At 67.4% G+C, this 24,608-nt stretch carries 15 protein-coding genes and 5 pseudogenes; 7 read left to right on the forward strand and 13 right to left on the reverse strand.

Annotation, left to right across the window (positions count from 1 at the left end; all coding sequences use genetic code 11):
* Positions 1 to 196: 196 nt before the first annotated feature.
* The 4 genes and pseudogenes from RLT59_RS07950 to RLT59_RS39320 form a co-directional block, all read left to right on the forward strand.
* A pseudogene (locus RLT59_RS07950) lies at positions 197 to 905 on the forward strand (transposase); the annotation flags it as partial.
* Between the two features lie 119 nt (positions 906 to 1,024).
* Positions 1,025 to 2,617 carry a GMC family oxidoreductase gene (locus tag RLT59_RS07955; RefSeq protein ID WP_311302769.1) on the forward strand — a complete coding sequence of 531 codons (1,593 nt, stop codon included), beginning with the start codon at positions 1,025 to 1,027 and terminating at the stop codon, positions 2,615 to 2,617.
* Positions 2,618 to 2,822: 205 nt separating this feature from the next.
* Positions 2,823 to 2,966 (forward strand): hypothetical protein, encoded by a 144-nt coding sequence (locus tag RLT59_RS07960; RefSeq protein ID WP_311302770.1) that lies wholly within the window; start codon positions 2,823 to 2,825, stop codon positions 2,964 to 2,966.
* 53 nt (positions 2,967 to 3,019) lie between these two features.
* Positions 3,020 to 3,346 (forward strand): IS3 family transposase, encoded by a 327-nt coding sequence (locus tag RLT59_RS39320; protein WP_399125019.1) that lies wholly within the window; start codon positions 3,020 to 3,022, stop codon positions 3,344 to 3,346.
* On the opposite strand, the gene RLT59_RS07965 is transcribed toward RLT59_RS39320, so the two are convergent.
* From RLT59_RS07965 to RLT59_RS07970, 3 genes and pseudogenes are all read right to left on the reverse strand, one after another.
* Entirely contained in the window at positions 3,334 to 4,056 is a 723-nt protein-coding gene (locus tag RLT59_RS07965) for an IS3 family transposase (protein WP_311302771.1), read from the reverse strand. The genes RLT59_RS39320 and RLT59_RS07965 overlap by 13 nt on opposite strands.
* Positions 4,037 to 4,156, reverse strand: a pseudogene (locus RLT59_RS39325) (hypothetical protein); the annotation flags it as partial. The gene RLT59_RS07965 and the pseudogene RLT59_RS39325, both read right to left, overlap by 20 nt.
* Before the next feature lie 95 nt (positions 4,157 to 4,251).
* On the reverse strand, positions 4,252 to 4,539 hold the full coding sequence (locus tag RLT59_RS07970; protein WP_311302772.1) for a transposase: 288 nt from the start codon (positions 4,537 to 4,539) through the stop codon (positions 4,252 to 4,254).
* A 360-nt stretch (positions 4,540 to 4,899) separates the two neighbouring features.
* Here RLT59_RS07970 and RLT59_RS07975 point away from each other — a divergent pair, with 360 nt between their 5' ends.
* Both RLT59_RS07975 and RLT59_RS07985 read left to right on the forward strand, forming a co-directional pair.
* Positions 4,900 to 5,256: a hypothetical protein gene (locus RLT59_RS07975; RefSeq protein ID WP_311302773.1), complete on the forward strand. Its 357-nt coding sequence runs from the start codon at positions 4,900 to 4,902 to the stop codon at positions 5,254 to 5,256.
* Between the two features lie 1,215 nt (positions 5,257 to 6,471).
* A pseudogene (locus tag RLT59_RS07985) lies at positions 6,472 to 8,011 on the forward strand (ISL3 family transposase).
* A 648-nt stretch (positions 8,012 to 8,659) separates the two neighbouring features.
* On the opposite strand, the gene RLT59_RS07990 reads toward RLT59_RS07985, so the two are convergent.
* The 9 genes and pseudogenes from RLT59_RS07990 to RLT59_RS08035 all read right to left on the reverse strand — a co-directional run bounded on the left by RLT59_RS07990 (position 8,660) and on the right by RLT59_RS08035 (position 22,700).
* Positions 8,660 to 9,418, reverse strand: coding sequence for a hypothetical protein (locus tag RLT59_RS07990; protein WP_311302774.1), 759 nt, complete (start codon positions 9,416 to 9,418; stop codon positions 8,660 to 8,662).
* Between the two features lie 13 nt (positions 9,419 to 9,431).
* Positions 9,432 to 14,272 (reverse strand): annotated as a pseudogene (locus RLT59_RS07995) (putative T7SS-secreted protein).
* A gap of 2 nt (positions 14,273 to 14,274) precedes the next feature.
* Complete coding sequence (locus RLT59_RS08005) at positions 14,275 to 14,931, reverse strand: hypothetical protein (protein WP_311302777.1); 657 nt, start codon at positions 14,929 to 14,931, stop codon at positions 14,275 to 14,277.
* Complete coding sequence (locus RLT59_RS08010) at positions 14,928 to 15,344, reverse strand: SseB family protein (RefSeq protein ID WP_399125022.1); 417 nt, start codon at positions 15,342 to 15,344, stop codon at positions 14,928 to 14,930. Before RLT59_RS08010 ends, RLT59_RS08005 begins: the two co-directional genes overlap by 4 nt.
* Positions 15,345 to 16,416: 1,072 nt before the next feature.
* Complete coding sequence (locus tag RLT59_RS08015; protein ID WP_311302779.1) at positions 16,417 to 16,863, reverse strand: hypothetical protein; 447 nt, start codon at positions 16,861 to 16,863, stop codon at positions 16,417 to 16,419.
* A 10-nt stretch (positions 16,864 to 16,873) separates the two neighbouring features.
* Entirely contained in the window at positions 16,874 to 21,214 is a 4,341-nt protein-coding gene (locus RLT59_RS08020; protein WP_311302780.1) for a DUF6531 domain-containing protein, read from the reverse strand.
* Complete coding sequence (locus RLT59_RS08025; protein WP_399125025.1) at positions 21,211 to 21,714, reverse strand: hypothetical protein; 504 nt, start codon at positions 21,712 to 21,714, stop codon at positions 21,211 to 21,213. The genes RLT59_RS08020 and RLT59_RS08025 overlap by 4 nt, the downstream gene beginning before the upstream one ends.
* A 65-nt stretch (positions 21,715 to 21,779) precedes the next feature.
* Positions 21,780 to 22,295 carry a hypothetical protein gene (locus RLT59_RS08030; protein WP_311302782.1) on the reverse strand — a complete coding sequence of 172 codons (516 nt, stop codon included), beginning with the start codon at positions 22,293 to 22,295 and terminating at the stop codon, positions 21,780 to 21,782.
* Between the two features lie 147 nt (positions 22,296 to 22,442).
* Positions 22,443 to 22,700 (reverse strand): hypothetical protein, encoded by a 258-nt coding sequence (locus tag RLT59_RS08035; RefSeq protein ID WP_311307998.1) that lies wholly within the window; start codon positions 22,698 to 22,700, stop codon positions 22,443 to 22,445.
* A 26-nt stretch (positions 22,701 to 22,726) separates the two neighbouring features.
* Between RLT59_RS08035 and RLT59_RS08040 the strand changes: the two are divergent.
* A pseudogene (locus RLT59_RS08040) lies at positions 22,727 to 22,893 on the forward strand (GDP-mannose pyrophosphatase); the annotation flags it as partial.
* A 250-nt stretch (positions 22,894 to 23,143) separates the two neighbouring features.
* On the opposite strand, the gene RLT59_RS08045 reads toward RLT59_RS08040, so the two are convergent.
* The gene (locus RLT59_RS08045) at positions 23,144 to 24,502 is read right to left on the reverse strand and encodes a class I SAM-dependent RNA methyltransferase (protein WP_311302783.1); all 1,359 of its coding nucleotides are present in this window, start codon (positions 24,500 to 24,502) and stop codon (positions 23,144 to 23,146) included.
* Positions 24,503 to 24,608 lie beyond the last annotated feature (106 nt).

Consider the following 24,608-nt stretch of genomic DNA (forward strand, 5'->3'; position numbering starts at 1 on the left):
GCGCGTGCCGGACTCAGGAGCGGCCGACGCTGCACGCAGACGCCGCCCGAGTTCCGGTCCCTCAGGGCCGCACAGCAGCCCAGGTGACAGAGCTCGCCTGTCCGTCTTGCGCTTGCAGTGGGAACAGAGCTGGCCTGTCCGTCCCGGTGTTCCCGTGAGAGACTCTGTCAGGAATCTTGAGTTTCGGGGTCATTTGCCTTGCTTGGAACGCGCCCTCGGTCCGCGTCTGGACCACCGGGCCGCCACCTGGCTGCTGAAGCGCTGCGGATCCCCGGCCGCCCTGCGCAAAGCTGGCCGGCGCAGACTCGTCGAGCTGATCCGGCCCAAGGTCCCACGCATGGCCGCCCGGCTGATCGACGACGTCTTCGACGCCCTGGACGAGCAGACCGTTCCCGGCACCGGCACCGGCACCGGCACCCTCGACATCGTGGTCCCGTCCCCGGCCCGCTCACTCGCTGCCGTCCACACCCAGCGCCGGGCGATGGAAGCCCAGATCATCACCCTGCTGGGGGCCCACCCTCTTTCCCAGGTCCTGACCGGGGAACCCGGCGTCGGCGTCAGGACCGCCGCAGTCCTGCTGACCACTGTCACCGACGGCACCAACTTCCCCAGCGCCGCCCACCTCGCCTCCTGCGCCGGCCTCGCCCCGACCACCCGACAATCCGGACCTCGATCCACGGCGAACACGCACCACGCGGCGGCAACCGGCAGCTCAAACGCGCGATGTTCCTCTCCGCGTTCGCCGCCCTGCACGACCCCACCTCCCGCACCTACTACGCCAAATGCCGGGCCAGAGGAAAGACCCACACACAAGCCCTCCTCCGCCTCGCCACCGCATCAGCGTCCTCTTCGCGATGCTCCGCGACGGCACCTTCTACGAACACAGAACGCCTCGCTTCACTTGACGAAGGACATAGAGACACCCCCCGAAACCGGCGGCGTGGCCCCTCGGCACAGATCGCGGTGGGGGTTGTCGCCTGTCTGGGTTTACGGTGGGAATTATCGTCTGAAAGGTGTGAAGCTCATGGACTACGACTACGTCATCGTCGGCGCGGGTGCCGCAGGTGCGGTGCTGGCGAACCGGTTGTCGGAGAACACGGAGAGTCAGGTACTGCTACTGGAATATGGGCCGATCGACGCCAACCCTCTGCACTCCATCCCGAAGGGGTTTTTCTTCACCCTGAACGGGAGCCGGTACACATATCACTATCCGACGCAGCCGATCACGGGCGGTTCCGCTTCGGAGACGTGGACGAGGGGGAAGGTGCTGGGGGGCTCGACGACGGTCAACGGAATGATGTACAGCCGCGGCTCGCGGGCGGACTTCGACGCGCTGGAGAAGCATACTGGCGCGGGCCACTGGGGCTGGACAAACGTCCTCGCCGCCTTCCGTACGATGGAGGACCACCAACTCGGGCCGTCGGAGCTGCGTGGAGCAGGCGGTCCGCTGGGCATCTCGATCGACGAACCCCATGAACCGGTCACCGACGCGCTCATGGAGGCGGGCCAGGCCGCCGGCTGGCGCCGTGTCGCAGATCTCAACGCGGCCGAGGACGAGCGGATCGGCTTTACCCCGTCCACGGTGAAGAACGGCCGGCGTGTCAGTTCGGCGACCGCGTTCCTGCGCCCGGTCCGTCGGCGCAAGAACCTGACGGTCATGACCGGTGCACGCGTCGGCTATCTGCAGTTCGACGGCAGGCGCGTCATCGGCGTGCGGGCCTCGGTTCGCGGCAGGGTCCAAGACTTCCGGGCTCGGCGCGAGGTGATTGTCTCCGCCGGGACGATCGAGAGTACGTTGCTACTCGAACGATCCGGCATCGGCAGTCCCGAAGTACTGCGCGCCGCTGGTATCACTCCTGTCGTGGAGAGTCCGAATGTCGGCGAACGCGTCGTCGAGCAGCACGGTGTGGCGATGCAAGTACGTTTTAAGGAACCGATCGGGCCGACGACCGAGCTGAACTCGATCCCGAAGCAGGGCGCCCAAGGGGTCAAGTACCTGCTGACGCACCGCGGACCGATCTCGACGGCCGGCTACGACGTGACCTCGCAGTTCAAGTCGACCCAGGATGTCGATCGGCCCGATATCGCCGCAGCCTGGGTCCCTCTCGCGCTGGACACCTCGTCTGCGGCGATGAAGCTCGCCAAGCACGGCGGAATCATGATGATGGGATACCAGCTACGACCCGAAAGCCGCAGCTCTATCCACGCCAGTGGACGCCTGCCCGAGAACCTTCCGGTCATCACACCGGGCTATTTCCAGACGGAGACCGACCGTAAAGTGACCTCTACGATCCTTGATCACGCACGCGAGGTGTTCGCCCAGGGGCCGCTCGCACGTTTGATCGCCGCAGAGGAGTATCCCGGAGCTGCGGTCTCGACTCCCGAGCAGGCACTGGAGTACGCGACGAACACGGGTGCGACGATCTACCACGCCGTCGGGGCGAACGCCATGGGCCCGGCCGACGATGACGTGGTCGATGCCGAACTGCGTGTCCGGGGTGTCGATGGACTCCGGGTCGTGGACGCCTCCGTCATCCCCTTCCAACTTTCCGGAAACACCGCCGCCCCGACCATGGCGGTCGGCTGGATCGCCGCGGATCTCATCCTGCGGGACTGAGACCGCGATAGGCTGAAGCTTCCCCTTGATCGTGGACACCTGGAGACTGGGATCTTGAGGTTCCAGAGCAAGTAGCACCAGGTGGGAAGCACATACACGAAGCGGTACACCGAGTAGTTCAAGCGGGACGCGATCGCGCTCGACGACTCCTCGGGCGAGACGGTCACCGCGGTCGCCCGAGGAGCTGGGCATCAGCTCGGAGTCCTTGCGCGGTTGGTACCGCCGGGCCAAAGCCGACCGGGGTGAGGGCGCCCCGGGCGAGCTGACCAACGCCGAACGCGACGAACTGCGCCGGCTGCGCAAGGAGAACCGCGAACAGCGGCAGACGATCGAGATCCTGAAAAAATGACCGCCTTCTTCGTGAAGGAGAACGACCGGTGAGCGAGTTGTACCGGTTCATCCATGCGGAGAAGGCGAACTGCCCCATCACCCTGCTGTGCCGGGGTCCCGCATGTGGCCCGCTCCTCCTGCTACGCCTGGCGCGAGGGCGTAGCCGCCCGTCGCAGGCGCCAGGCCGCCGACGACGCACTCGCGCACGAAATCACCGTGCCGCACCTCGCCTCCCACCGTACCTACGGTGTCCCGAGCGTCCACGCCGAGCTGCGTCGCCTCGGGCGGCGGGCGAACCGCAAGGGCGTAGCCCGCGTGGTGCGCGAGCGCGACATCCGTGGCGTCACCCGAGCTGAAGTTCCCCCCGCGGGCTGGGCAGCGGGTGTTTACGCTGCCTGACCGAGGTTCTGCCTGAGTAGGGATCTCGTTTCGAGCGGGGTGACGTATCCGTAGTCGGGGTGCCGGCGGAGTCGGCTGCGGTTGTACTCGACCTCGATATAGCGGAAAACGTCGGCCCGGGCAGCCTCGCGGGTCTCCCACACGGTCGTCCCGACCTCCGCTTTCACGATGGCGAACCAGCTTTCCGCGGCGGCATTACCGTAACAAGATCCGACACGGCCCACCGACTGCGTCATGCGCGACTTGCGTATGACGGTGCGGAATTCGTCACTGGTGTACTCGCTGCCGCGATCCGTGTGCATGACGCATCCATGCTCCAGGCCGCCACGTCCTGCGGCCATCCGCAGGGCGGTGACCGGCAGCTCGGCGCGGTGATGGTCGGCCATCGCCCAGCCGATCACCTCCCGCGTCGCGAGATCGATGCAGGTCGCCAGATACAACTTCCCTTCCAGCGTGACCAGTTCGGTCATGTCGCCGACCAGCCGCATTCCGGTCCGGGGTACGGTGAAGTCCCGGCCGATCAGGTCGAGGGCGAACACTGCCCGCTTCGCCTGCCGGGTCAGGCCCCCACGCCGGCGGCGGGTGATCCCGGCGATCCGGTGCTTGCGCATCAGCCGCTCGACCTTCTTGGAGTTCACCGCCCGCCCGCCCGGCCCGCCGCAGGGCGGCGTGGATCCTCGGGGCCCCGTAGGCGCCGCGAGATCCGGCATGCAGTACCCGGATCTCGCCCACCAGCGCCTCCTCGGCCCGCTCCCGCACCACCCGGGTCGGCTCCGAGGCCCGGTGCGCGTAGTAGGTGGAACGTGGCACCCCCAGCGCACGGCACAGGAACGAAACGCTGTGACCTGTGGGATTGCCGTCCGATGCCTTCTCCGCATCGATGAAACGACACCGTGCCGCGGTGTCTACCTCATCTTGTCCTGAGCGAAGAAGGCGGTCGCTTTTCCCAGAACCTCGATCGTGGCCTCCTGCTCGCGGACCTTCCGCCGCAGCCGGACCAGCTCCTCACGCTCCGCAGTGGTCAAAGCCCCCGCAGGCCCCTCACCGCGGTCGGTCTTCGCCTGCTTCACCAACCCGCGCAGCCCCTCCGGACTCACGCCCAGATCCATCGCGACCTCGGTGACCGTCTTGTCCGTGGACATCGCCAAGGCGACCGCGTCCCGCTTGAACTCGGCCGTATACCGCTTACTCATGTTGCTCTTCTTGCTCACTATCTGTGACTGCTTCCTCCGGGACCATCCGTCCCAGTATCAAGCTGTCCAGCCAGCAGGGGGAACCTCAGTGAACGGTAAACGGATGCCGAAGGGGATCTACAGCCAGCTGCCGCAGCGCTCCTTGCTGGCCGACAGCGACTGCGTGGTGGTGGGCCGCCCGTGGGGCCGGGTGGTAGACCCGAAGTGCTGCCACGACGCCCGGCGCAAGCCGCACTGGCACGTCCTGTACGAGCACGACGCCGAGCTTTTCGTCTGGGTGGTGTTCAAAAGTCGGGACGACGCGCCCTGGCACCTCCAGGACCGCGGCCGCAGCCCTGCTCGAAGGCGGGCACGGAGTTCTTGGACGCGTGCCTGCTGGAGACCCATCTGGGGGCCGCCGACTTCTTCCAGGGAAAGGTCTTCAGCTACGTGCCGGAGGGCGAGCTGGTGACCCGGATCGAGGACATCAAGGTCTATCTAACCTGCTCGAACGAGGCCAATCGGCTCCGGTCGGCCCGTGAGCGGTGGCCGGGCCACCCCAGCCTCGAAGAAGCGGAGAAGAACCTGCGGGCCGTGTACGAGAAGCGGGGCAAGGGGGCCCGCGAGCTGCACCCGGAGGTGGTCGCGGATGTGCAGCAGGTGAAGCAGGCTCGGACCAACTACGTGGCGGCGCTGGAGATGGTGGCCGGGCTGCCTCAGCTCTTCCTCGGCGCCTGAGTGCGTGATTGGAATCTCTGCTCGTGTGGCTCGGGGGCCGGATGCGTTGCCGGTCACGCTACGGAGCCACCTCATGGAGCGTCAGCGCGCGCCGGGCTCAGGTGCTGGACCGTTTCCCCGAGTCTTCCCACTCGTTGATGGGAGCATGAAAAATCCGTTTCCTAGCGCCCACCGTCGCCTGCTCGTCGTCGGCGTCATCGCGGCAGTGGCCCTCCCCGTGGTGACAGCATCTCCTGCCAGCGCCGACGCAGCCGAACCGCCGGGCTGGCGCGCGGCCGCCAACAGGGCCTGCGCCGGGCTGACCGCGCAGAGAGATCCCAATGAGATGGACTATCCGGCCACCGTCCAGTGCGTTGATGAGCAGGGGAAGGTGGTCAAGAGGGCGAGGCTTGCCAATGGGAGTCCCTGTACCAAAATCCACTACGTCGCCCCGCCCTTCCCCGTGCTGAACGGCACCGCCGAAAACGGCTACTGCACGCCCCGTTGTACTGACCGGTCTGCGTGCTGAGTGCCTGATTGGCATCCTCCGTCGCCGTGCAGCCGTGCTCTTGCCAGAGCGTGCAAAGGGGGGCTGTACTGGTAGCTGGACCAGCCTGGAGGAACACGGGCACCACCGTGATCATCGACCTTCCCGGCAAGGAGCCCATTCTGGATGCGCGAGCGGTTCCGAAGAACCGTCACCGAGACGCTTCTTCGGAACGGCGACTGTCCCGTCTCATTTGATCTTGCCCATGAGCGAGGCTGTGACCAGGGGCGATGCAAGGGCAGGTGAGATGGGTCTTTGACCGATTCTCACCTCGTGTTGTCCCGCTGGAGCACACCTCCGGGAACGTCTCACTAGATGTTGTCGGTAGTCGGCGGTCGCGTCGTCGGGGGCGCCTTCGGCCAGCAGCTGCCACTGCTCGCTGACGGCGGCCATGGCAAGCGGTTCTGATCCACTTCTTGTGGGCGGGTGGCAGAGGGTAGCGATGTTCAGTCCGCGAGGAGGATTTGCCGTCGGAGGAGGTCGAATCCGGCCCGGCCGTACCCGTCCCTTTTGATCCGCTTCACCCTGTTGACGTTGCCCTCGACTCTGCCGGAATTTTATTCCAGGGCGAGCCCGGCGGTGACGGCATCGAAGTCCTGCCGCAGACCGCGGGCGGGACTGTAAAACGTTTGGGTCTGGCCCGTAGTCGGTGGTGACGCCGAGTAGCCATCCGCGATCATGATCTTGTGATGGATGTCAACTCCCTTGTCGGGACGGCGTTTTCCGGGCCGTCGGTGCTCGTCGTCGAGGACGTGGTGGACGGTGGTGACGCAGTGGTGGTCACGGCCCGCACGCGGGATGTGGCGGTGCCGTGTCCGGCGTGCCGGACGCCGACGGCGAAGGTGCACGGGTATCACCGCCGGACGGTGACGGACGTGCCGGTCGACGGCCGCCCGGTCGTCGTCCACCTGCGGGTACGGCGGCTGGTCTGTCCAGCCCCGGGCTGCCGAAGACAGACCTTCCGTGAGCAGATTTCCGGACTGCTGGAGCGCCATCAGCGCCATCAGCGCCGCACGGTGCGGCTTGCCTGGCAGATATCCCAGGTGGCGCGGGAGTTATGCGGCCGGGCGGCCGCACGCCTCGCTGGTCTAATGGCCGTGCCCGTTTCCCGCAGCACCGCGCTGCGCCGTCTGCGGCGCCTGCCGCTGCCGCAGCAGGCGGTCCCGCGGGTGATCGGCGTGGACGATTTTTCCCTGCGCCGCCGCCACCGTTACGCCACGATCATCACGGATGCCGAAACCAGCAGACGCGTCGAAGTCCTGCCCGACCGCGAGATGGCCACCCTCGAGTCCTGGCTGCGCAAACTTCCTGGTGTCGAGGTCGTGTGCCGGGACGGCTCGGCCACCTACGCCGAGGCTGTCCGCCGCTCCCTGCCCGACGCGGTGCAGGTCAGCGACCGATGGCACCTATGGCGAAATCTCTGCGACAAAACCCTGCTCGAGGTCCGCGCGCACGCCGGCTGCTGGGCCACCATCAACCCGCCCCGCCCCGGCGGAGTACGCGAACAGAGCACCCGCGAACGCTGGAACAAGATCCACGAGCTCCTCGGTCAAGGCGTCGGCCTCCTCGACTGCTCCCGCCGCCTGGGCCTGGCCCTGAACACCGTCAAACGCTACGCCCGCATGCCCGAACCCCAGGCCCTGCGCATCGCTCCGGCCTACCGGCCCACCCTCGTCGACCCCTACCGCGAGCACCTGCGCCGGCGCCGCGCCGAGGAAACGGCTGTCCCTCACCCACCTCCTGGAGGAGATCCGGGAGTTGGGCTACACCGGCAGCTCGAACCTCCTGGTCCGCTACCTCAACCAGGGCCGCGCCGAAGGTGACCGCCCCGTCACCACCGCGCGCCACGCCGGCCGCCTCCTGCTCACCGACCCCGAAAACCTGCACCCGAAGGAAACGACCCTGCTGGAGAAGATCGCCGCGGCCTGCCCGGAGATGACCGCACTCGCCGATCTCATACGCGGCTTCGCCGCCCTGCTGAAACCAGGCGAGGACAACGACGTGAAACTCACCGAGTGGATCACGGCCGCCCGCGCCGTCGATCTGCCCTACCCGCGCAGCTTCACCAATGGCCTCGAAATCGACCGGCCTGCCGTGGACGCCGGCCTCACGTTGCCCTACCACAACGGCCGCACCGAGGGCGTCAACACCCGCACCAAAAGGATCATGCGGCAGATGCACGGACGCGCCGGATTCGATCTCCTCCGCCACCGCATCCTCCTGCCCTGACAGACACCCAGCGTCACCACCGACTACCGGCCAGACCCGCTCTTTTGACAGACCCGGACAGGAAAGGACAGAGATCGAGGCGTGGCTCGCCTTCGCGGACGCCCGGCTCCAGCACCTCACCGGGTCCGCCGCAGCGCCGAAGCTGCCCACCCCACCCAAGCCCAGCGGCGACGACCTCAAGCCTTTCCTCGGACACTGGAGCCCTTACGGACCCCGTTCCTATTGAGCCATAAATCAGGCGAAATCGAGCACGGGTTCACCAAGAGGCGGTAAAGAGGGAGCCCCTTCAAGCTGTACCCGACACACCGTCACCTGCGGAAACGGGCATCGGCCACCTCATCAGAACGTGCGTCAGAAGGGCCCAACGTGCGTCGAATATGCGTCAAGATATCGCCCGTAACGCCCACAGCGCACATAACGCACACTCGGCGAAACCGCAGGTCAGACGCCCTTTGCGGCGGGCTCAAGGATCGCGACGCACTCGACATGGTGGGTCATCGGGAAGATGCCGACCTGAACACGTCATGGAAAATCCCAGGTCAGAGCCAGTTTCTCAGCTCGCCGCCCTGCCTGTGGGTGGCTGGAGCGTCAATCGAGCGTCACGGCCGACAGCCTGTGACAGGCTCCACAGGCCAGCTCGGCCGACCGTCACCGGCTCCCGTATTCCTCGACCAGTTCGCCGATCAAAGCGAGGAGCGCGTCAGCCCGGTTCCGGTCCTCACGCTGGTCACGCAGCCTGTGCTCAAGCTCCCGCAGAGCGGACACTGCGGCGCGATCACGGTGCCTCACCGCGTCCAGCCAAGGTGTGGTGGCGAGGTCCATGCACATGCTGAACAGGAGCCGAGTCGACGGGACGGGGGGAGCCGGGTCGGGGGCGGCGAACCCGGTGGTCACGTACCGGACCGGGTCGGTCAGGCTCCAGCCGACGACGCTACCGTCCTGAACGAGCAGTGCCACGTCCGGGGCAATGCCGACTCGTGCCCCCAGCGGTTCGTCGAGCACATCGAGGTCGCGCAGACAGGTCAGTACGGCGTCCTCCGGGGCACGGCAGAGCTCGGTGGTCACCTCCAGACGGAAGTCCCGGACCTCGTCCGCACGAAGTCCCCCCGGACGAACGGCGGGTACGTCCGGAACGCGGACACAGTCCTCGGTGTCGGCAGCCTCGTGGGGCAGGCGGAAACCGGCACCGACCAGTTCCCGGCTGTCCGGGTCGAACCGGAGCTCGTCGGGGTCGTCCCACAGCCACTCCTGGCTGCCGAAGGTGTCTCCGAGAGACTGTTGCCATTCCTTCACATTCGCGTACTCCGCGACACGCACACACTGATCCCGGAAGTCGAAGCGCGGACAGATGCGCAGGGCATTGCCCGTCACCGTCGCACTCCAGTCGCCGTCCAGGGTAAGTCTCATGGTGAATGCCGCCTCATCGAATCTGCACCGCGGGAGCCATGTAGCCGTTCTTGGCAGGAATTCTGCCTTCCACCACGTCCGCATGGGTAACCGGTCCCCCCGGATCGGTGGGCAAGCCGCCGAGTGCACGCGCACCGGAGTCGCCCCTGATGCCTGACGGGCCGTACGCCGTGATGGCATTGCCCGCCCCGGCGCCGCCACCCTCCGTCACTACAATGTCCTCTCCTTGCCGGAAGATCAGCCTTCCGCTGCCCGCCGTCGAGTGGTATACGGCGTCCGGGCTCTTGAGAATCTCCAGGACGCGTTCGTCGCTGAAACTGTGCATGGTATCCGCGTGGTAGCTTCCGGCCTTTTTCATCCGGTCGCCCTGGGCTCTCTCAACGACCTCGTCCGCAGTCTCTAGGGCTTTTTCCCTGGCCTGTTGGGCTTTCTCCTCCTTCGTGTACTTGGGCATCAGGCCCAGCGGGTCCGACGCGGTGTTCGGGTTGTCCACGTAGCCGACGGGGTTCGGCGCGGGAGCGAGGCCGAGCGGGTCCGGGGAGGCGTAGCGGCCGGTCTCCGGGTCGTAGTGCCGGAGGCAGTTGTAGTGGAGGCCGGTCTCGGGGTCGTAGTACTGGCCCGGGAAACGGAGAGGGGTGTAGGTGCTGCCGTCACGGGCCCATGCCGTGGTGCCCCACAACGTGGCTCGGGAGCGCCATACGATGTCGCCGGATTCGTCGATCAGTTCGGTGGGAGTGCCGATGAGGTCGGTGGCGATGGCGAAGAAGCGGCGGTCGATCTCGTTCTGCCGGTCGTCGGCGGTGAGGAGGCGCTCGGTCTGGGCCAGGGGGGTGTGGCCGCGGTGGTCCCAGGTGAGGGCGACCGTGTTCAGCTGGTCGGGTCCGTGGCTGGTCTGTTCGCACAGGGTCAGGCCGTCCCAGGTGAACCGGACCTCCTCGACCAGGCTCTCGCCGTCGTCCGCCAGGCGCTGCTTCGCGGTGCGTCGGCCCAGCGGGTCGTAGCGGTACCTCCAGCAGGTCCCGTCGGGGGTGGTCACGGAGGTGAGGCGGTTCTCCGTGTCCCATGTGTAGCGCCAGGTGTCGGGCTTGCGGGAGAGACGGGTCTTCCGGCGCAGAATGACCCTGCCGAGGGCGTCGTACTCGAAGCGGACATCGCCTGCCCAGGTGACGGTGGTGCCGGTGTAGGTGCGTGGCCCGGTGGCCTCGCGGCCGGGGTGGCCGGACGGCCAGGACGCCGAGGTCTGATTGCCGGCGTCGTCGTAGGCGTACCGCTCCGTCCAGCCTTGGGCGTGGACGGCTGTGACGCGGCCAGCCCGGTCCAGGTCGAAAGTGCGAGTGCCTGTCAGTCGGTCCGCGACGGAGGTCAGCTGACCGTCGGCGCGGTAGGAGTAGGCGCGGCTGTTGACGGTACGCCCTGACGCGGTGACCTGCTGCTCGGCCAGCCGTCCGGCCGCGTCCCAGGCAGAGGTCACGGTGACCGTGTCACTGAAGACGCGGGCGAGCTCCCGGCCGGCCGCGTCGTGCGTGAAGTCGATCCGCCGATCGCCGCTGGTCAGGCGGTGGGGCATTCCGTCGGCACCGTAGGTGTAGGTGGTGACGTGGCCGGTGGGGGTGATTCGGCGGGTACGGCGGCCCAGGAGGTCGTAGGCGTAGATGATGGGGCGGCCGTCGACGAGTTCCGTCTTGGTGAGCCCGCGACGGTCGTACTGGTAATGGAGTTCGCCGTCCGGCCCGACCGCTTCCAGCAGTCGTCCGGCCCGGTCGTAGCCGTAGGTCGTCACGCGCCCGTCGACATCCTTGCGGATCACCTGGCCGAGCTGGTCACGCTCGAACGAGATGGTCCCGCCGAGCACGTCGGTGCGGGCGGCGAGCCGACCCGTCGGGTCCACCTCGTAGCTGAGTGTGCGGCCGTCGAAGTCGGTCTCGGAGAGGACGTTTCCGGCCGCGTCGTACTCGTAGGTCCAGGTCAGCCCCTGCGCGTTGTGGACACGGGTGAGGCGCAGCTCGGCGTCGTGCTCGAACTCGAACCGTGCGCCGTCGGGGCGGACCCGGGCGAGCGGGAGGTCGAAGTGGGTGTACTCGAAGCGGGAGACGCCGCCAGACGCGTCGGTGCGGGCGAGCAGGTTGCCCTCGCCGTCGTACGTCCACGATTCCGTGGCACCGTCGGGCCCGGTGCGCCGCGCTAGCTGCCCGTCCGCGTGCCACTCAAAACGTGTGACGCCACCGACCGGGTCGGTGATACGGATAGGGCGGCCCAAGGCGTCCCGCTGCGTGCGGGTGACAGCCCCTGCCGGGTCGGTCACCTCCACGGGCAGTCCCGCCGCGTCGCACACCGCGTGCGTCGTGGCGCCGAGGGCGTCGGTGACCGAGGTGAGCCGCCCGCCGCTGTCGTAGGTGTAGCGGGTGGTGGCGCCGGCCGGGTCGGTGACCGCCGTGCGGTTGCCTCGTTCGTCGAACTCGTGGACCGTGCGGGCGCCACCCGGACCACAGACCTCGGCCGGCAGTCCGAGCGGCCCACGCACGGTGCGTAGTTCGCTTCCGTCGGGGCGGACGGCGGAGATCAGCCGGTCGTGCTCGTCGTACGAGAAGGCGGTGGTCAGACCCAGCGGGTCGGTGCGGGTGCGTGTGTTACCGCGCGGGTCGTAGGTGAACCGGGTGGTGTGGCCGAGCGGGTCGGTGACGGCCAGGAGACGGCAACCGGGGCCGAACAGGTGGCGGGTCGTGTGCCCGTCGGCAGTGGTAAGTGTGGTAAGCCAGCGGCCGGTCCCGGGATCCGGGTCGGTGTAGGCCAGAGTGATCTGGACGTGACCCGCCTCGCCGCCCTCCGCCACGACGCGGTCGCGGTCGTCGTAGACGTAATCGTAGCGGCTGCTGTTCGAGTCGATCCAGGCGATGACGCGCCGACGGTCGTCGTAGACGTAGGTGGTGGTGGCGCCGGAGGGCTTGGTGACGGTGGTGAGATTGGCGCCCTCGTAGCCGTAGGCCATCAAGGGCAGGTCGACGCCGCCCTCGCCCACACCGGCCAGTGCCAGTGCGGTGACCAGGCCGTCGGCCGTCGACAACTTCACCTGGTGGCCCGCCGAGTGGACCAGGGCCAGCGGCAGACCGTCCTCGCCGCGGTCGATGTGGATCGTGTGGCCGTTGCGTTCGGTCACTTCTGACAGCCAGGCGGTTCCGTCGCCCCCCGGTTCGCTGCCGGACGGGGCGGTGAAGTGAAAGATCAGTCCGCTGTCGGGGGCGGTGACCGTGTAGTCGCCGTCAACATCGCGGGCCAGCAGGGTGCGGGCACGGCCGGTCGCCGGTGCGGTGGGCGCGCCGGGGGCCGGGTGCGGGTACGGGACAAGAAGCCCTTCGGCGGTGACGTGGACGACGCCGACCGCGTCGATCTGCAGACGCTCATCGACGGTGGACGTCCATGCGGGCCCCAAAAAGCGGCCTACCGCACAACCCGACTCGGTGCGGCGGGTGAAGACCAACGGCAGGATGCCGGGGAGTTCGACGTCGGTCTGGGGCAGGTACATCCGGCCCGTGGCGAGGTCCACCGGGTCGCCGCCCGGGTTGCGGTCGCCGTCCGGGGTGTTGTGGGTGCCGTCAGGGACGTCGTCGACGATCCTGCGCAGCCGGTCGGCCTCAGCGCCTCGTCGGCGACCTTGCGCAGCCGGTCGGCCTCGGCGGCCTCTTCGGCGACCTTGCGCAGCCGGGCGGCCTCTTCGGCGACGCGCGCGCCCTTCACCGCGGCGCCGCCGCCGCCGGTGGCGATGGTCATCGCTATGTCGGGTATCAGCCGGCCGAAGCCCTCGGCCGGGTCCTTCATGAAGTCCTTGGCCATCTGGATGCCGGTGCCGGTCGGGTCGTTGGCAGCGACCACCAGCCCGGCGGCCAGACTGTTGAGGGACGTGACGTACTCGGCCGGATGCGTCAGGTTGTACGGGTCCATGGGGTTGACGCTGCGGACGAAGTTGAGGGTGCCGGCCGTGGCCTTGATGATGCCGCCGTCCATGTGCACGCTCATGATCTGGAATTCCTCGGCCCCGTCGCGCAACTGCTCGGCGTACGAAGGCTTCTGCGGCGCCATGTCGCGCGCGGCACACACCGCCGTGCGCGCAGTCTGTGCCGCCGAGTTCCGCTGCTCGCGGGCCTCGGCGAGGAGGTCCTGCGCGTCCTGCATCAGCTTCATGCCGGGGTCGACGAACGTCGACGCGGGCCGGGGAGGCAGAGACGACGGGTCGCGCTTGTCGGAGGGCTTGGCGTTGTAGCGGTCAACCGCGCTGTTGAAGTCGTCGACCTTCTTGCGGTGGGCGTCCGCCGCGTCCTCGGACGCCTTGACGCCCGCCTTCCACTTGTCGATCGCCGTCTGCGCCTGCCCCTGCGCCCAGGTGACGGTGTCGGCGAACGCGTCGAGAGCTCCGATCGCCTTCGTGGTCGCATCGGCGGCGGCGTACCACTTGGGCGGCTGGGTGCCTACCGCGGTGCGCAACGCGTCGGCTGTCTCACCCTTGAGCTGTCCGGAGTCCAGCCCCTTGAGACCGTCGCCGGTGCCGTCGAAGGCCGACTGGAAGGCGCGGAGCTTGGTGACGGTGGCGTTGAGCTTGCTGGGGCTGCCGTAGATCAGCTTGGTCTTGTCCTCGGTCTGCCCGAGGTCCATTTCGTCGACCTCGGCGCCCATCCGGTTGGCGACCGAACGGGACTGCTCGCGCACCCAGTCCGCACCGGAATCCCAGCCGACGTCATCCAGCCGGTCGGCGGTCCAGTTCCCGGCGTCCTCGACCCGGTCACCGGCCCACTCGACGCCGTCCTCGACCACGTCCTCGACCGAGTCGGGCGTGATGTCCTTGATGAAGTCGCCTATGCCCACGGTCAGTTGTCCCCCGACTCGCCCTGCTGCTGTGTCTGCTGGGCGCGCTCTTCAGGTGACGGGCCGAGCGTGTCTTCCAGCGCCTGGTCGAACTGGTCGTCGGAGATGCCGAGCGCACTGTTGAACATGTCGGACTGCCGGCCCCCGTAACCCTCGGTGAGGACGGTGCGACCGGTGTCCTTCCAGGTCTGCCCCATGTCCTGACCGGCCTTCTCGAACGATTCGGGGCTGAAGTCCGGGTTCAGATAGTCCGGCGTGAAGATGTCGCCCCAGTCCTGCTCGGCGATCTCCTCCTCACTCGCATGCGGGTTCCCGCCGAACATCGCGTTGGCACCCACCTTGAACGTGCCCGCGAGGTACTGGTCGTTCTCCCACTGGGTACCCGCCGCCAGACCGAGCCGCTTCGCAAGCCCACTGGCATCCCGCACCAGAGCACGCACACCCCACTCCCAACGCTCACAGAAGTCTTCGAAGTCGACCGCGAGACCATGGTGCCCGGCCTCCATCCCGGTCATCGCCATCTCCGAGAAACCCTTGCCCATCACCGACCCCGTGGCACCACCGAGGTCACCAAGCTCGTTGATGGTCGCACCCACACCCTTGGTGAACTTGGTGACGGACTCCTGGTCGAGATACAGGTCGGCCCCGTCGCCACTCATCGACCCGCCCCCTCTGCCGCCGCACCGGCATCGACGGCGACCGCCTCCGGGACGATGCCGACGACCGGCGGGAAGAACATCGACCCGTCCTCCGTGGCGATATCGACGGCAAGCCCGGCGGGCTCAGCCAAGGACGGCACCACCTCGTCCACGATCCGCGCGCCCAACAGCGCCACATAATCCATGGGCTGATCACCCGGTTCGCGGAGCAGAGCGAACCGGGTGAGAGCGGCCTCGTCGGTGAAGCCGTAGATCCACCGCACCCCGCTCAACCGCGCCGACCAGAGCCGCTCATCGGCTACCGGCACCAGAAGGAGCGAGCGCCGCATCTCACCGACCAGCGCCCGAGGATCACCGATCCCCGCTCTCCGCCCGGCAATGCGCCCAGCGAGCACTGTTCCTGTCTGCCCCATGGCCCGTCCCCCACGCTCGTTTCAGTGGGCACACTGTAAAACAACTCATTTGTGTGAGCAGCGCAGTTCGGGGTCACCGACGATTCGACCGGCCTCAACCGCGCCCGGACCGCAGAACCGTCCCGAACTGTGATCCGAGTTCGCGGACAAGGGCGCCCGCATCCCCGCTGTCAGCCAGGCTGGTCCATTGCTTCACCGGAGCCGGCCTGATCTCCATACCGTCCTGCTTCGGCCCGGGCAGCAGGCGGTCGACCGGCCGGGCGAGACCCAGCGTGAACACCGAGCACCAGGGCCAGCGGCCGCCGCTCCGGCGCGAGTGCACACAGCGCCTCGGCGCAGGAATCCGCCGATGCATCCTCGACGCAGTCCACAAGGTGGTGAGTGCCCTGACTGCCAGCCCCCTGTTCGCGCACTGAGCATCGGCGGCGCCGATTGCAGCTCGTGCCACCGCTGGTGAAATACAGCGGGACGCCCGTACCGGCGTAAAGCGCTGCCGTACCAATGCTCCGGTCCGCACGGCCCCAGCCGGAAGCCCGCGAGGACGCGACTTCCGCCTCGAGCGTCATCCGAGCGTCAAGAATCTCCGAACGTGGCCCTGAGAGCCTCGCCGCCGCAAGCGCCTTCTTCATGAATTCGCAGGTCAGACCGTCTAAAGGGGCGATCCATCCGCTCGACCCGCTGCACGGAGGAAAACAGGTCGAGCAACCCACCCGGACCACAAAACCGCAGGTCAGGCACCCTTGGCAGCAGGCTCCAAAATGGCCACGCACTCCACGTGCGAAGTCATCGGGAAGACGTCAGAAGGGGAGGATCTGACGTATTTGCAGGTCAGCGGCCATTTGTAGCCCGCCGAAGGACCCCACAGACTCCAAGAGCGTCAAACGAGCGTCACAGCCGAGGAATGAACTTGGCCTCCGCCCAACGTCAGCCAGCGGTAAACGCTCGCGCCGCCCGCCAGCGTTCGCGGCCCTGACCGACTGACCTCCAGCGGCGGTCAGACCGCCCTCAGCCTCAATGTCCACCCGGCCCGCCGTCGGCGCTTCTCCGTGAGAAGGCCAGGCACGAATGGGTCTCAGTAGTCCGGCAAGGTTTCCAGTGCTTCGCGCAGCTCATCGGTTGAGTAGCCAGTGCGAAGGGACATCTCCCGTGGACTGTGGGCATGGAGGATCCAGCGCGCCGCAGGAGCCCACCACTGCGCGACGCTCGCGGGAACGGTGACGGTCATGTGGGCGGGCGCCGCACAAGGGTCGGTGTCTCCGTCGGTGGCAAGAGCTGGTGCGGCGTCCGATTCAGGGAGCGCCGTCGAGAAGACAAGTGTCAAACGGCTGGCTTCACCATACTCTTTGGACTTCCGACGAGCGCTTCTGAGCCGCGACAACAGATCACCCAGTTCTTCGGCATCGCATCCGAAACCCTGCAGCCTCTCGGCGGGGAACTCATTGAGTTCACGCGTCAGGAAGTAAAGCCTCGTGAACTCCGAGTAGGAGAGACTGACGCTGCGGAGATTTTGCTCGGACATACCGCTCCTCTTATTCCAGTTCCTCGAAGTAGGAGTATCCATTCTTGGGGGTGAACACGGTGCCCCCGTCACCGTCCACGATGACCACGGCCTCCTTGTCCGGGTCCCAGAATGCCTCTCGACCATTTCGCAGTCCGTATTTCGGTTCGATGTTGGGTATGCGATCGTTGATCACTCCGTCGACGTAGAACTTCAGGGCCTTGGGGTCGACTCCTCGCACGTAGTGCGTTCCGTTGCCGTCGGGGCGGAGCGCTTCGCCGTTGGCGTGGTCCGCGATCTTCTCCGACTCGGGTTCGAGGTCGTAGGGAGCCAGTCCGAGCGGATCGGTCAGCCGGATCGGGTTTCGTGGATACGCATGGTGGTTGTCCGAAGGAGTGAGACCAAGCGGGTCCGGGGTTAGGAATCGAGCCGTTTCCGGGTCGTAGTACCGGAAGTAGTTGTAGTGCAGGCCACTCTCGGGGTCTGCGTACTGGCCCGGAAAGCGGAGGAGACAGGTCTCCGCGTCTGAGGGGGCGGGGACAGGGATTCCCCAGAGGGTGGTCCTGTGCTGCCACGTCACCTCGCCGTCCGTGGTGAGCAGTTCGGTGGGCGTTCCTGTGGCATCCGTCACTACGACACGGAAGCACGCGGTTCCTGCTTCTCCGCCCGTCTGGGTCAGGGGGCGGTGAGTCTCCGGAGCGTGGTCCCACGTGCAGGTCTCACCATCCCGAGCGGTCTGTTCCGCGAGGCGGGTCATGTCCCAGGTGAAGGTGAGAGTCGCGCCCTTCTGGTCCGTCTTGCCGATGCGGCGGCCCAGAGGGTCATAGGAGTACGTCCACGTCGCGCTGTCCGGCGTGACGACCCGCGTCAGCCTGTCCTCGGCACTCCACGCGTAGGCCCACGTCCGAGTCTGACCGTTGAGCAGCTTCCGGGCCTTGCGGATCAGGCGGCCCGCGGCATCGTGTTCGTACACGGTGCGACCCGCCTTGCGGACCAGGGTTCCGGTGAACTCCCGCTCACCCGAGGCTCCCTGGCCTGGCACCGAGGCGTGGGTTTGGTTCCCGGCCGCGTCGTAGGCGTAACGCTCGGTCCAGCCGTGCGCTTGCACACCTGTGACCCGGCCCGCCGAATCCAGGGTGAAGTGGCGAGTACCGGACGTCAGTTCGCGGATCTGAGTGACGTAGCCGTCGGGCCGGTACGCGTAGGTGCGGTACTGGATGAGGTCATCGGCGGCGGAAGTAACCGTCTGTGCGGTGATTCGACCGATGTCATCCCAGCGTTGGCCGAGGGTGACACCGCCGACGGTACGCTGCGTCTCGTGACCGGTGGCGTCATGGGTGAAGGTAAGGGTGTTGTCCGCCGTCGTGAGGGTCAGGGGCCGGTCAGCGGCGTCGTACGTCCACGTTGATGCCGACCCGGACGGCGTCGTGCGCGTCAGACGGTTACCCACCGCGTCGTAGGTGGAGGCGATCGTGCGGCCATTGACCGTCTCTGCCAGAACACGGCCCAGGGGGTCCCGTTCCAGGGTCAGGACCACGTCGCTGCTGGAGGCGCGGGCGAGAGCCCCTCGCGTACCGTAGGCGAAGGTCGTCAGCTCGTCCGTCGTCTCGTCGCGCTGGGTAAGCACTCGCCCCATCGCGTCATGTGTGTACCGCAGCGTCTGGCCAAGCGCATTCGTCCGAGCGGTGAGGCGGCCCGCCGCGTCTCGTTCGTAGGAACGGGCTGCCCCGTTGAAGTCCGTCTCGGCGACCAGGCGGCCGGCAGCGTCGTACTCATAGCGCCATTCATGTCCCTGGGGGTTGGTGACGGACACCAGGCGCAGTTCAGTGTCGTAGGCGAAGGCGTAGAGGGCGCCGTCGGGGTCGGTGCGGGTGGCGGGCAGGTCGAAGTGGGTGTAGGTGTACTCGGTGGTATGACCGGCCTGGTCGGTGTGTTTGGCGAGGTTGCCCTCGCAGTCCCACTTCCATTCCTCGCGAGTGCCGTCGGGGTGCTCGCGCCAGGCGGGTTTGCTCTCTATGGTCCAGCCGAACCGAGTGGTGCGGCCCAGCGGGTCGGTGATGGCGGTGGCGCGGCCGTGGGGGCCGCGGCGGACGTGTGTGGTGTGCCCCAAGGGATCAGTGACCGTCACCGGGAGCCCCGCGGTACCCGTCGTCACTGTCGTGGTGCGCCCGAGCGCATCCGTGACGGAGGCGAGATGACCTGCCGCGTCGTACGTCCAGTGCGTGGTGACGCCCGTCGGGTCCGTGGTGGACGTGCGTGCGCCACGGCCATCGTAGGTGTGGCGCCAGACCACACCATCGGGCTCGCGGATGTCCAGCGGGAGGCCCTGCTCGTCGTAGACCGCCTCGGCGCTGCTTCCGTCCGGACGCTCGACATGGGTGAGGTTCCCGTCCTCGTCGTATGTGTACCGCGTCGTGTGGCCGAGTGCATCAGTGACGGTGAGGGGGAGCCGGTTGGTCTCGTCCCATTCGGTGCGGGTGGTGTGGCCCAGCGGGTCGGTCACCTCGACGACCTTGTACGCCTCGTTGAGTACGTACGTGGTGACGTTGCCCTGAGAATCGGTGTAGCGAGTGGTGCGATGGGCGTCGTCGTAGTGGAAGCGGCCCGAGAGGATGCCGGTCGGTCCCAGGGTCCGCAGGACGCGACCGCGGTGGTCGTAGACGTAGGCGAACGCGGTGCCGTTGCGGTCCTTCCAGGACGTGATGCGGTGTTCGTCGTAGCGGTAGAGCTGCGGTGTGCCGGTGGAGTTGACGACCTCGGTCAGGTCGCCGCTGGCGTCGTAGGAGAAGGCGACGAGCCGGGCGCTGTGCTCAAGTTGATCGCCATGCAGGAGACGCAGGGCCGTGACGCGATGCAGGGCTGTGTCGGTGTCGACGGCGATGTGGTAGCCGCCGGAATGGGTGATCCGAATGGGGACGCCACGCTCGTCGTAGACGAAGTCGATGCGATCACCCCCACCGCTGCGATCGGTGATCGCGTGGAGCGCAAGTTCCGGGCTTCCCAGTGGGAGCCGGGCAAAGTGCAGGCGGCGGTTCTCCTCCGGGACGGTGAGGGTGAAGGTACCGTCCCGTTTGCCGTCCCAGTGCACCGGCCAGCGCGGTCCGGAGGCGGGCAGGGTGGGGGTCTCCGGCTCCGGGACCGGGTATCGCAGCACCATGCCGTCGGCCGCGATGTAGACGAGTCCAGCGTCATCCAGCTCCAGGCGCTGGTCGAGCGTGGCCGCCCAGGTAGGACCGAACCAACCGCCACACGGATGTCCGGAGACGTAATGCCGCTCCAGAACCAACGGCAGGGTGCCCGGCAGACTGACGTCCGTGGCGGACATGAACATCTCGCCGGTTGCGACGTCGACCGGCTCACCCTCTCCGCACTTCTCCTTGGTGCACTTGTCGTGCTTGTTCGGCTCGCCATCGGCACGTTTGGCGGCGCTGCCGTCCCGACGCAGCGCCCGCTCGCGTCGCGCCAGCCTCTGAGCGGCAGTCTTGGCCGTCGAGGCTCCCTTCCGCAGGGCGCCACCGCCGCCGGTGGCGAGGGCTAGCAGCAGATCCGGGCTGAGCTGGCCGGCAGCACGGCTGGGGTTCCGCTGCCACTCATCCCAGTTGGTGACGGCCTTGGCGAACTCCTGGGGATGGTTCGCGGCGTAAGCAGCGCCGTCGATCACGCCCGCCAGTTGCAAGCTGGCGCCACCGGGACCGTCCTCAGCCATGTACTCGAACTGCTTCCACATGTCCTTGGCGCTGTCGCCCATGCCGCCAAAGAAGTCCCCGACGCCCTTCTTGAAGCGGTTCCATCCCTCGGGCGCGTTGGGAGCCTTCTCAGCAGCCTTGACCAGCTTGGCTCGGGAGTGGTCGACGACGCCCTGCAGCTCGCTCTCCAATTTGTCGAGCCGGCTGTAGCAAGAGTTCAGCCCGGTAATGGGATCGTCGTCCGGCGGCCGCTCGGGCAGCGTGTCATCCCCGCGGTCGACAGCAGCGTTGTAGGCCCTGACATTCTCCCAGTACTTCTTCGACGCAGTCCTTACCTCGTCCGCGTCTTCGATGATCGGCTTGACCCGCCTCTGCACGGACCGCAGCTTGTCAGCGTAGGCGTCCAGAGCGCCCGCCGCGGAGGTGAAGTACTTACGGGCCGACTCCAGCTCCCTCGGCAGACGCTTGCTCGCGTCCTGGAAGGTGTCGGCCGCGGCGCCGGTCCACGGCAGTAGCGACAAGTCGGTCAGCTTGTCGTAGCCGTCCTTGAACGCGTCCGCATAGACACGGAGCTTGATGACCAGGTCGTCAAGCTTCTCGGGCTTACCCGGTATGACTTCATCGGACTCGGCATGCGGGGGTATGCGCTCATAAGCGCCGCCGTCGATGGCGTCCTTCTGCGTCATGCGACAGGGACCTTTCCACCGCCGTCGACCACCCAGCCCTCACCGCCTTCACCGGCCACGCGGTAGCGAGGATTGCTGGGCGGATCGCCCGCGACGGCCGTACCGTCACCACCGCCGCTACCGCTGTCGAGCCACGGCTCCTGGTAGATCTCGGGAGGCGGATCGAAATGAGGTCTGTCTCCGTTCTTCCACGCGCGCAGGCCGTGTTCACCGAAGGGGAGTTTGGCGATGTTGTCCTCGGTCGGTGCAAAGTGCTTGACCTGCAGCAGGTCCGCCATCATGTAGGCCGCGATGGCCTGCCTCAGCCCTTCGACGATGGAGTCGGCGTGCTCGGCGAGCCGCCCCATGCCGAAGCCCCACTCGGTCAACACGTCCTTGGCCGGCTTCTCGATGTCGATGGTGGCCGCGTTCTGGATGCCCTGGGCCATGGACATCCAGTCATTCTTGATCTTGTGCGCCGCGACGACGGATTCCTCCATCGGCTTCATGATCTTGCGCACCCCGGCGATCTCGATCCTGTAGCCGTCCCCCGGCGCAGGCCCATCCGCTCCGCTCCCTGTCATGTCTACTCCCCCTCCACCTCTGCCGGTTCCTCCAGCATCGAGGTCTCCAACAAGAACGGATTTGGCCCCAACGGGTCTACCAGGGCCCGCACCCCTTCAGGCAGCAGATCTACCAGGTCCTCGGCTGTGGTCGACGCCCATTCGCACACTCCCGCGAAAAGAGCCAGCCCCTCCCAGGAGGTGAAGACCGGCACGATCGGACCATCCACCGTCTCGGACACGAAAAAACCAGGGCTCTCCGGCCGCTGGAAGTACAGCCGTGCGGACCTCAGTTGAGCCAACCGTTCCGCCGGAGTCATCTGCGCCATCGCCTCGTCGCGGACCAGGTCACGCAACGACATCCCTGTTCCCCCTCTTCCATCCGGGCCCTGAGCTGGACGAAACACGGCAAGGATCATTGCATGTCCATCGGTATCGGCGCTGATGGAGAGAGCGATGAAACCCACTGGAACGATCGTGTGGCAAACGCCGACTCCGCAGCCGGCTTCTGCCCTGTCACGATGGTCAGGGGTGACCATTCCCGGTCCTGGCGTGGCAGCAACGGCCACTTGCGTCGGACTCCGGACGGCACCGCGCAGTCCGGGTCCGGGGGTTCGGCATCCAGTTTGACGTAGTTCTCCAGGATGCAGTCGACTGGGACGTGCGGCTCAAGGCTGCGTGTCGGCTCAGTCGGTGGCCCGGTGGAGCGTGGTCCGTCCGAGGCAGGGCTTCGCGGTCGTGCCGGTGGCGACGCGCCGCCAGGCCCCGGCGATCACACGTTGCCCGTGCTCGATGTCCTTCCGTACTGCGACCCGGTCGCAGGTCGTCGTCCGGCCAGCGTCTTTCGCGACCGGCCGACCGTACACCTTCCGTACCCGCTCTTCGAACTCGGTCGGTCCGGCGGTATCCGCGGCGTCGATCGTGCCCGCCTTCGACGGCGGCACCGCGACGTCGACCTCACGTCCCAGGGCTCATCGAGGCGGCGGCCAGACTGCTCGACGCGGACGACCCGCACACCGCGATCCGCCGCGAGAGCGCCGAGGAACTCGGTGTCAGGCTCGGGCCGCTCCCCCACGTCCTCGACGCCAACATGAGCCGGGCTCCGTCACCGAACGCCTTCACTTCTTCGCCGCCCCGATGTCGATGACCGGCTCCGCCGAGAAGGGCTCGCTGGCCCCCGCCCAGCCCAGTCGTCCGAGGCCGTGTCACTGTCGGGCCATAGACGCTGAGCGAGAACGGAGCCAGCCAGCTTCAGGCCGGAAGACCGAGGCGTCGCGCTAGCATCGCTCCAGGGGCAGATCAAGTAGCGCAACGCACTCCACACGGTGTACCCGTCCAAGCCTCGAAGGCAGATCGAACAAGCTCACCGGAACTGCAAAATGGCAGGTCAGACGCCCTTCGCTGCTGGCTCTAGAACAGCAACACACTCAACATGCGAAGTCATCGGAAACAGGTCGAACGCCCGCAGCGTCCGTACCTTGTAGCCGCCCTCCGCGAAGTACGCCAGGTCCCGCGCCAGGGCTGCCGGGTCGCACGCGACGTAGGCGATGCGGCGCGCGCCCAGGGACGAGAGGCGCTTGACGACCTGCTTGCCGGCTCCCGCGCGGGGCGGGTCGAGGACGATGAGGTCGGCCTCTGTGATGCCGGTGCGGGGCAGGATCTGGTCGACCTTGCCGTGCTCGATGCGGACCCGCTCCAGGTCCTTGAGGTTGTGGCGGGCGTCCTCCACCGCGCGCTTGCCGGACTCGATGCCGAGGACCGCGCCCTTGTCGCCGAGGCGTTCCGCGAGGGAGCCGGCGAAGAGGCCGACGCCGCAGTACAGGTCGAGGGCCATTTCGCCCTTGCGCGGCATGAGGCCCTGCATGACGGCCTTCACCAGGGTGTACGCGGCCTGCGGGTGGACCTGCCAGAAGCCGCCGGAGCCCACGCGGTAGGTGCGGTCGTCGGCGCGTTCGCGGACGAAGCCGCGGCCGTGGACGCGGTGGACGCCGCCGTCGTGCTCGTCGACGCGCAGGACAGAGACGGGCTTGTCGAGCTCGACCAGCGGGAGGCGGCCGCCGGTGCGGGGGGTCAGGATGACCTGGCGGTCGTTGGAGCCGGTGGCGGCGATGGCCTCCACCGTGGCCATCTGGGGCCAGTCCTGCTTCTCGATGCCGAGCTCGGAGACGCCGGGGGCGGCGATCAGGCACTGGTCGATGATCTCGATGTCGTGCGAGCGGTGCTTGCGCAGTCCGACCCGGCCGTCCTCGTCGATGGCGTACTGGACCCGGGTGCGCCAGGCCGGGACCTCGCCCGGCGGGAGCTTGTCGCCCTCGGCCGGCATTACGGTGCCGTCCCAGCCGGCCTCCTCCGGGGTGAGGCCCGCGAGGTGCTGGAGCTGTTCGGCGATCACTTCGCCCTTGAGCCGTCGCTGGGCGCCGGGCTTGGCGTGCTGCCAGTCGCAGCCGCCGCACTTGCCGGGGCCCGCGAACGGGCAGGGGGCCTTCACCCGGTCCTTGGACGCCTCGATGATCTGTACCGCGTCGGCGCGCAGGAAGCGGGATTCGGCCGTTCCGTCGGTGACCTTGGCGATGACCTTCTCGCCGGGGAGCGTGTGGCGTACGAACAGGACCTGGCCCTCGGCCGTACGGGCGATGCAGTGGCCGCCGTGGGCGACCGGGCCGACCTCGACCTCGTACTCCCGCCCCACGAGCGATTCCACGGTCTGGGCTTCGCCCGTCTGCGGCGAAGTGGATTCGTTCTGCATGAGGGGGAGGCTCCAGAGATCAAGGGGGGAACGGCAAGCGGCCGGACAACAACCTACGAGTCTACGTGGGTGTCGTACGGCCGCTTACCAGGAAGATCGGGCAAGG

This window comes from Streptomyces sp. ITFR-6 (assembly GCF_031844725.1).
Lineage (GTDB): Bacteria > Actinomycetota > Actinomycetes > Streptomycetales > Streptomycetaceae > Streptomyces.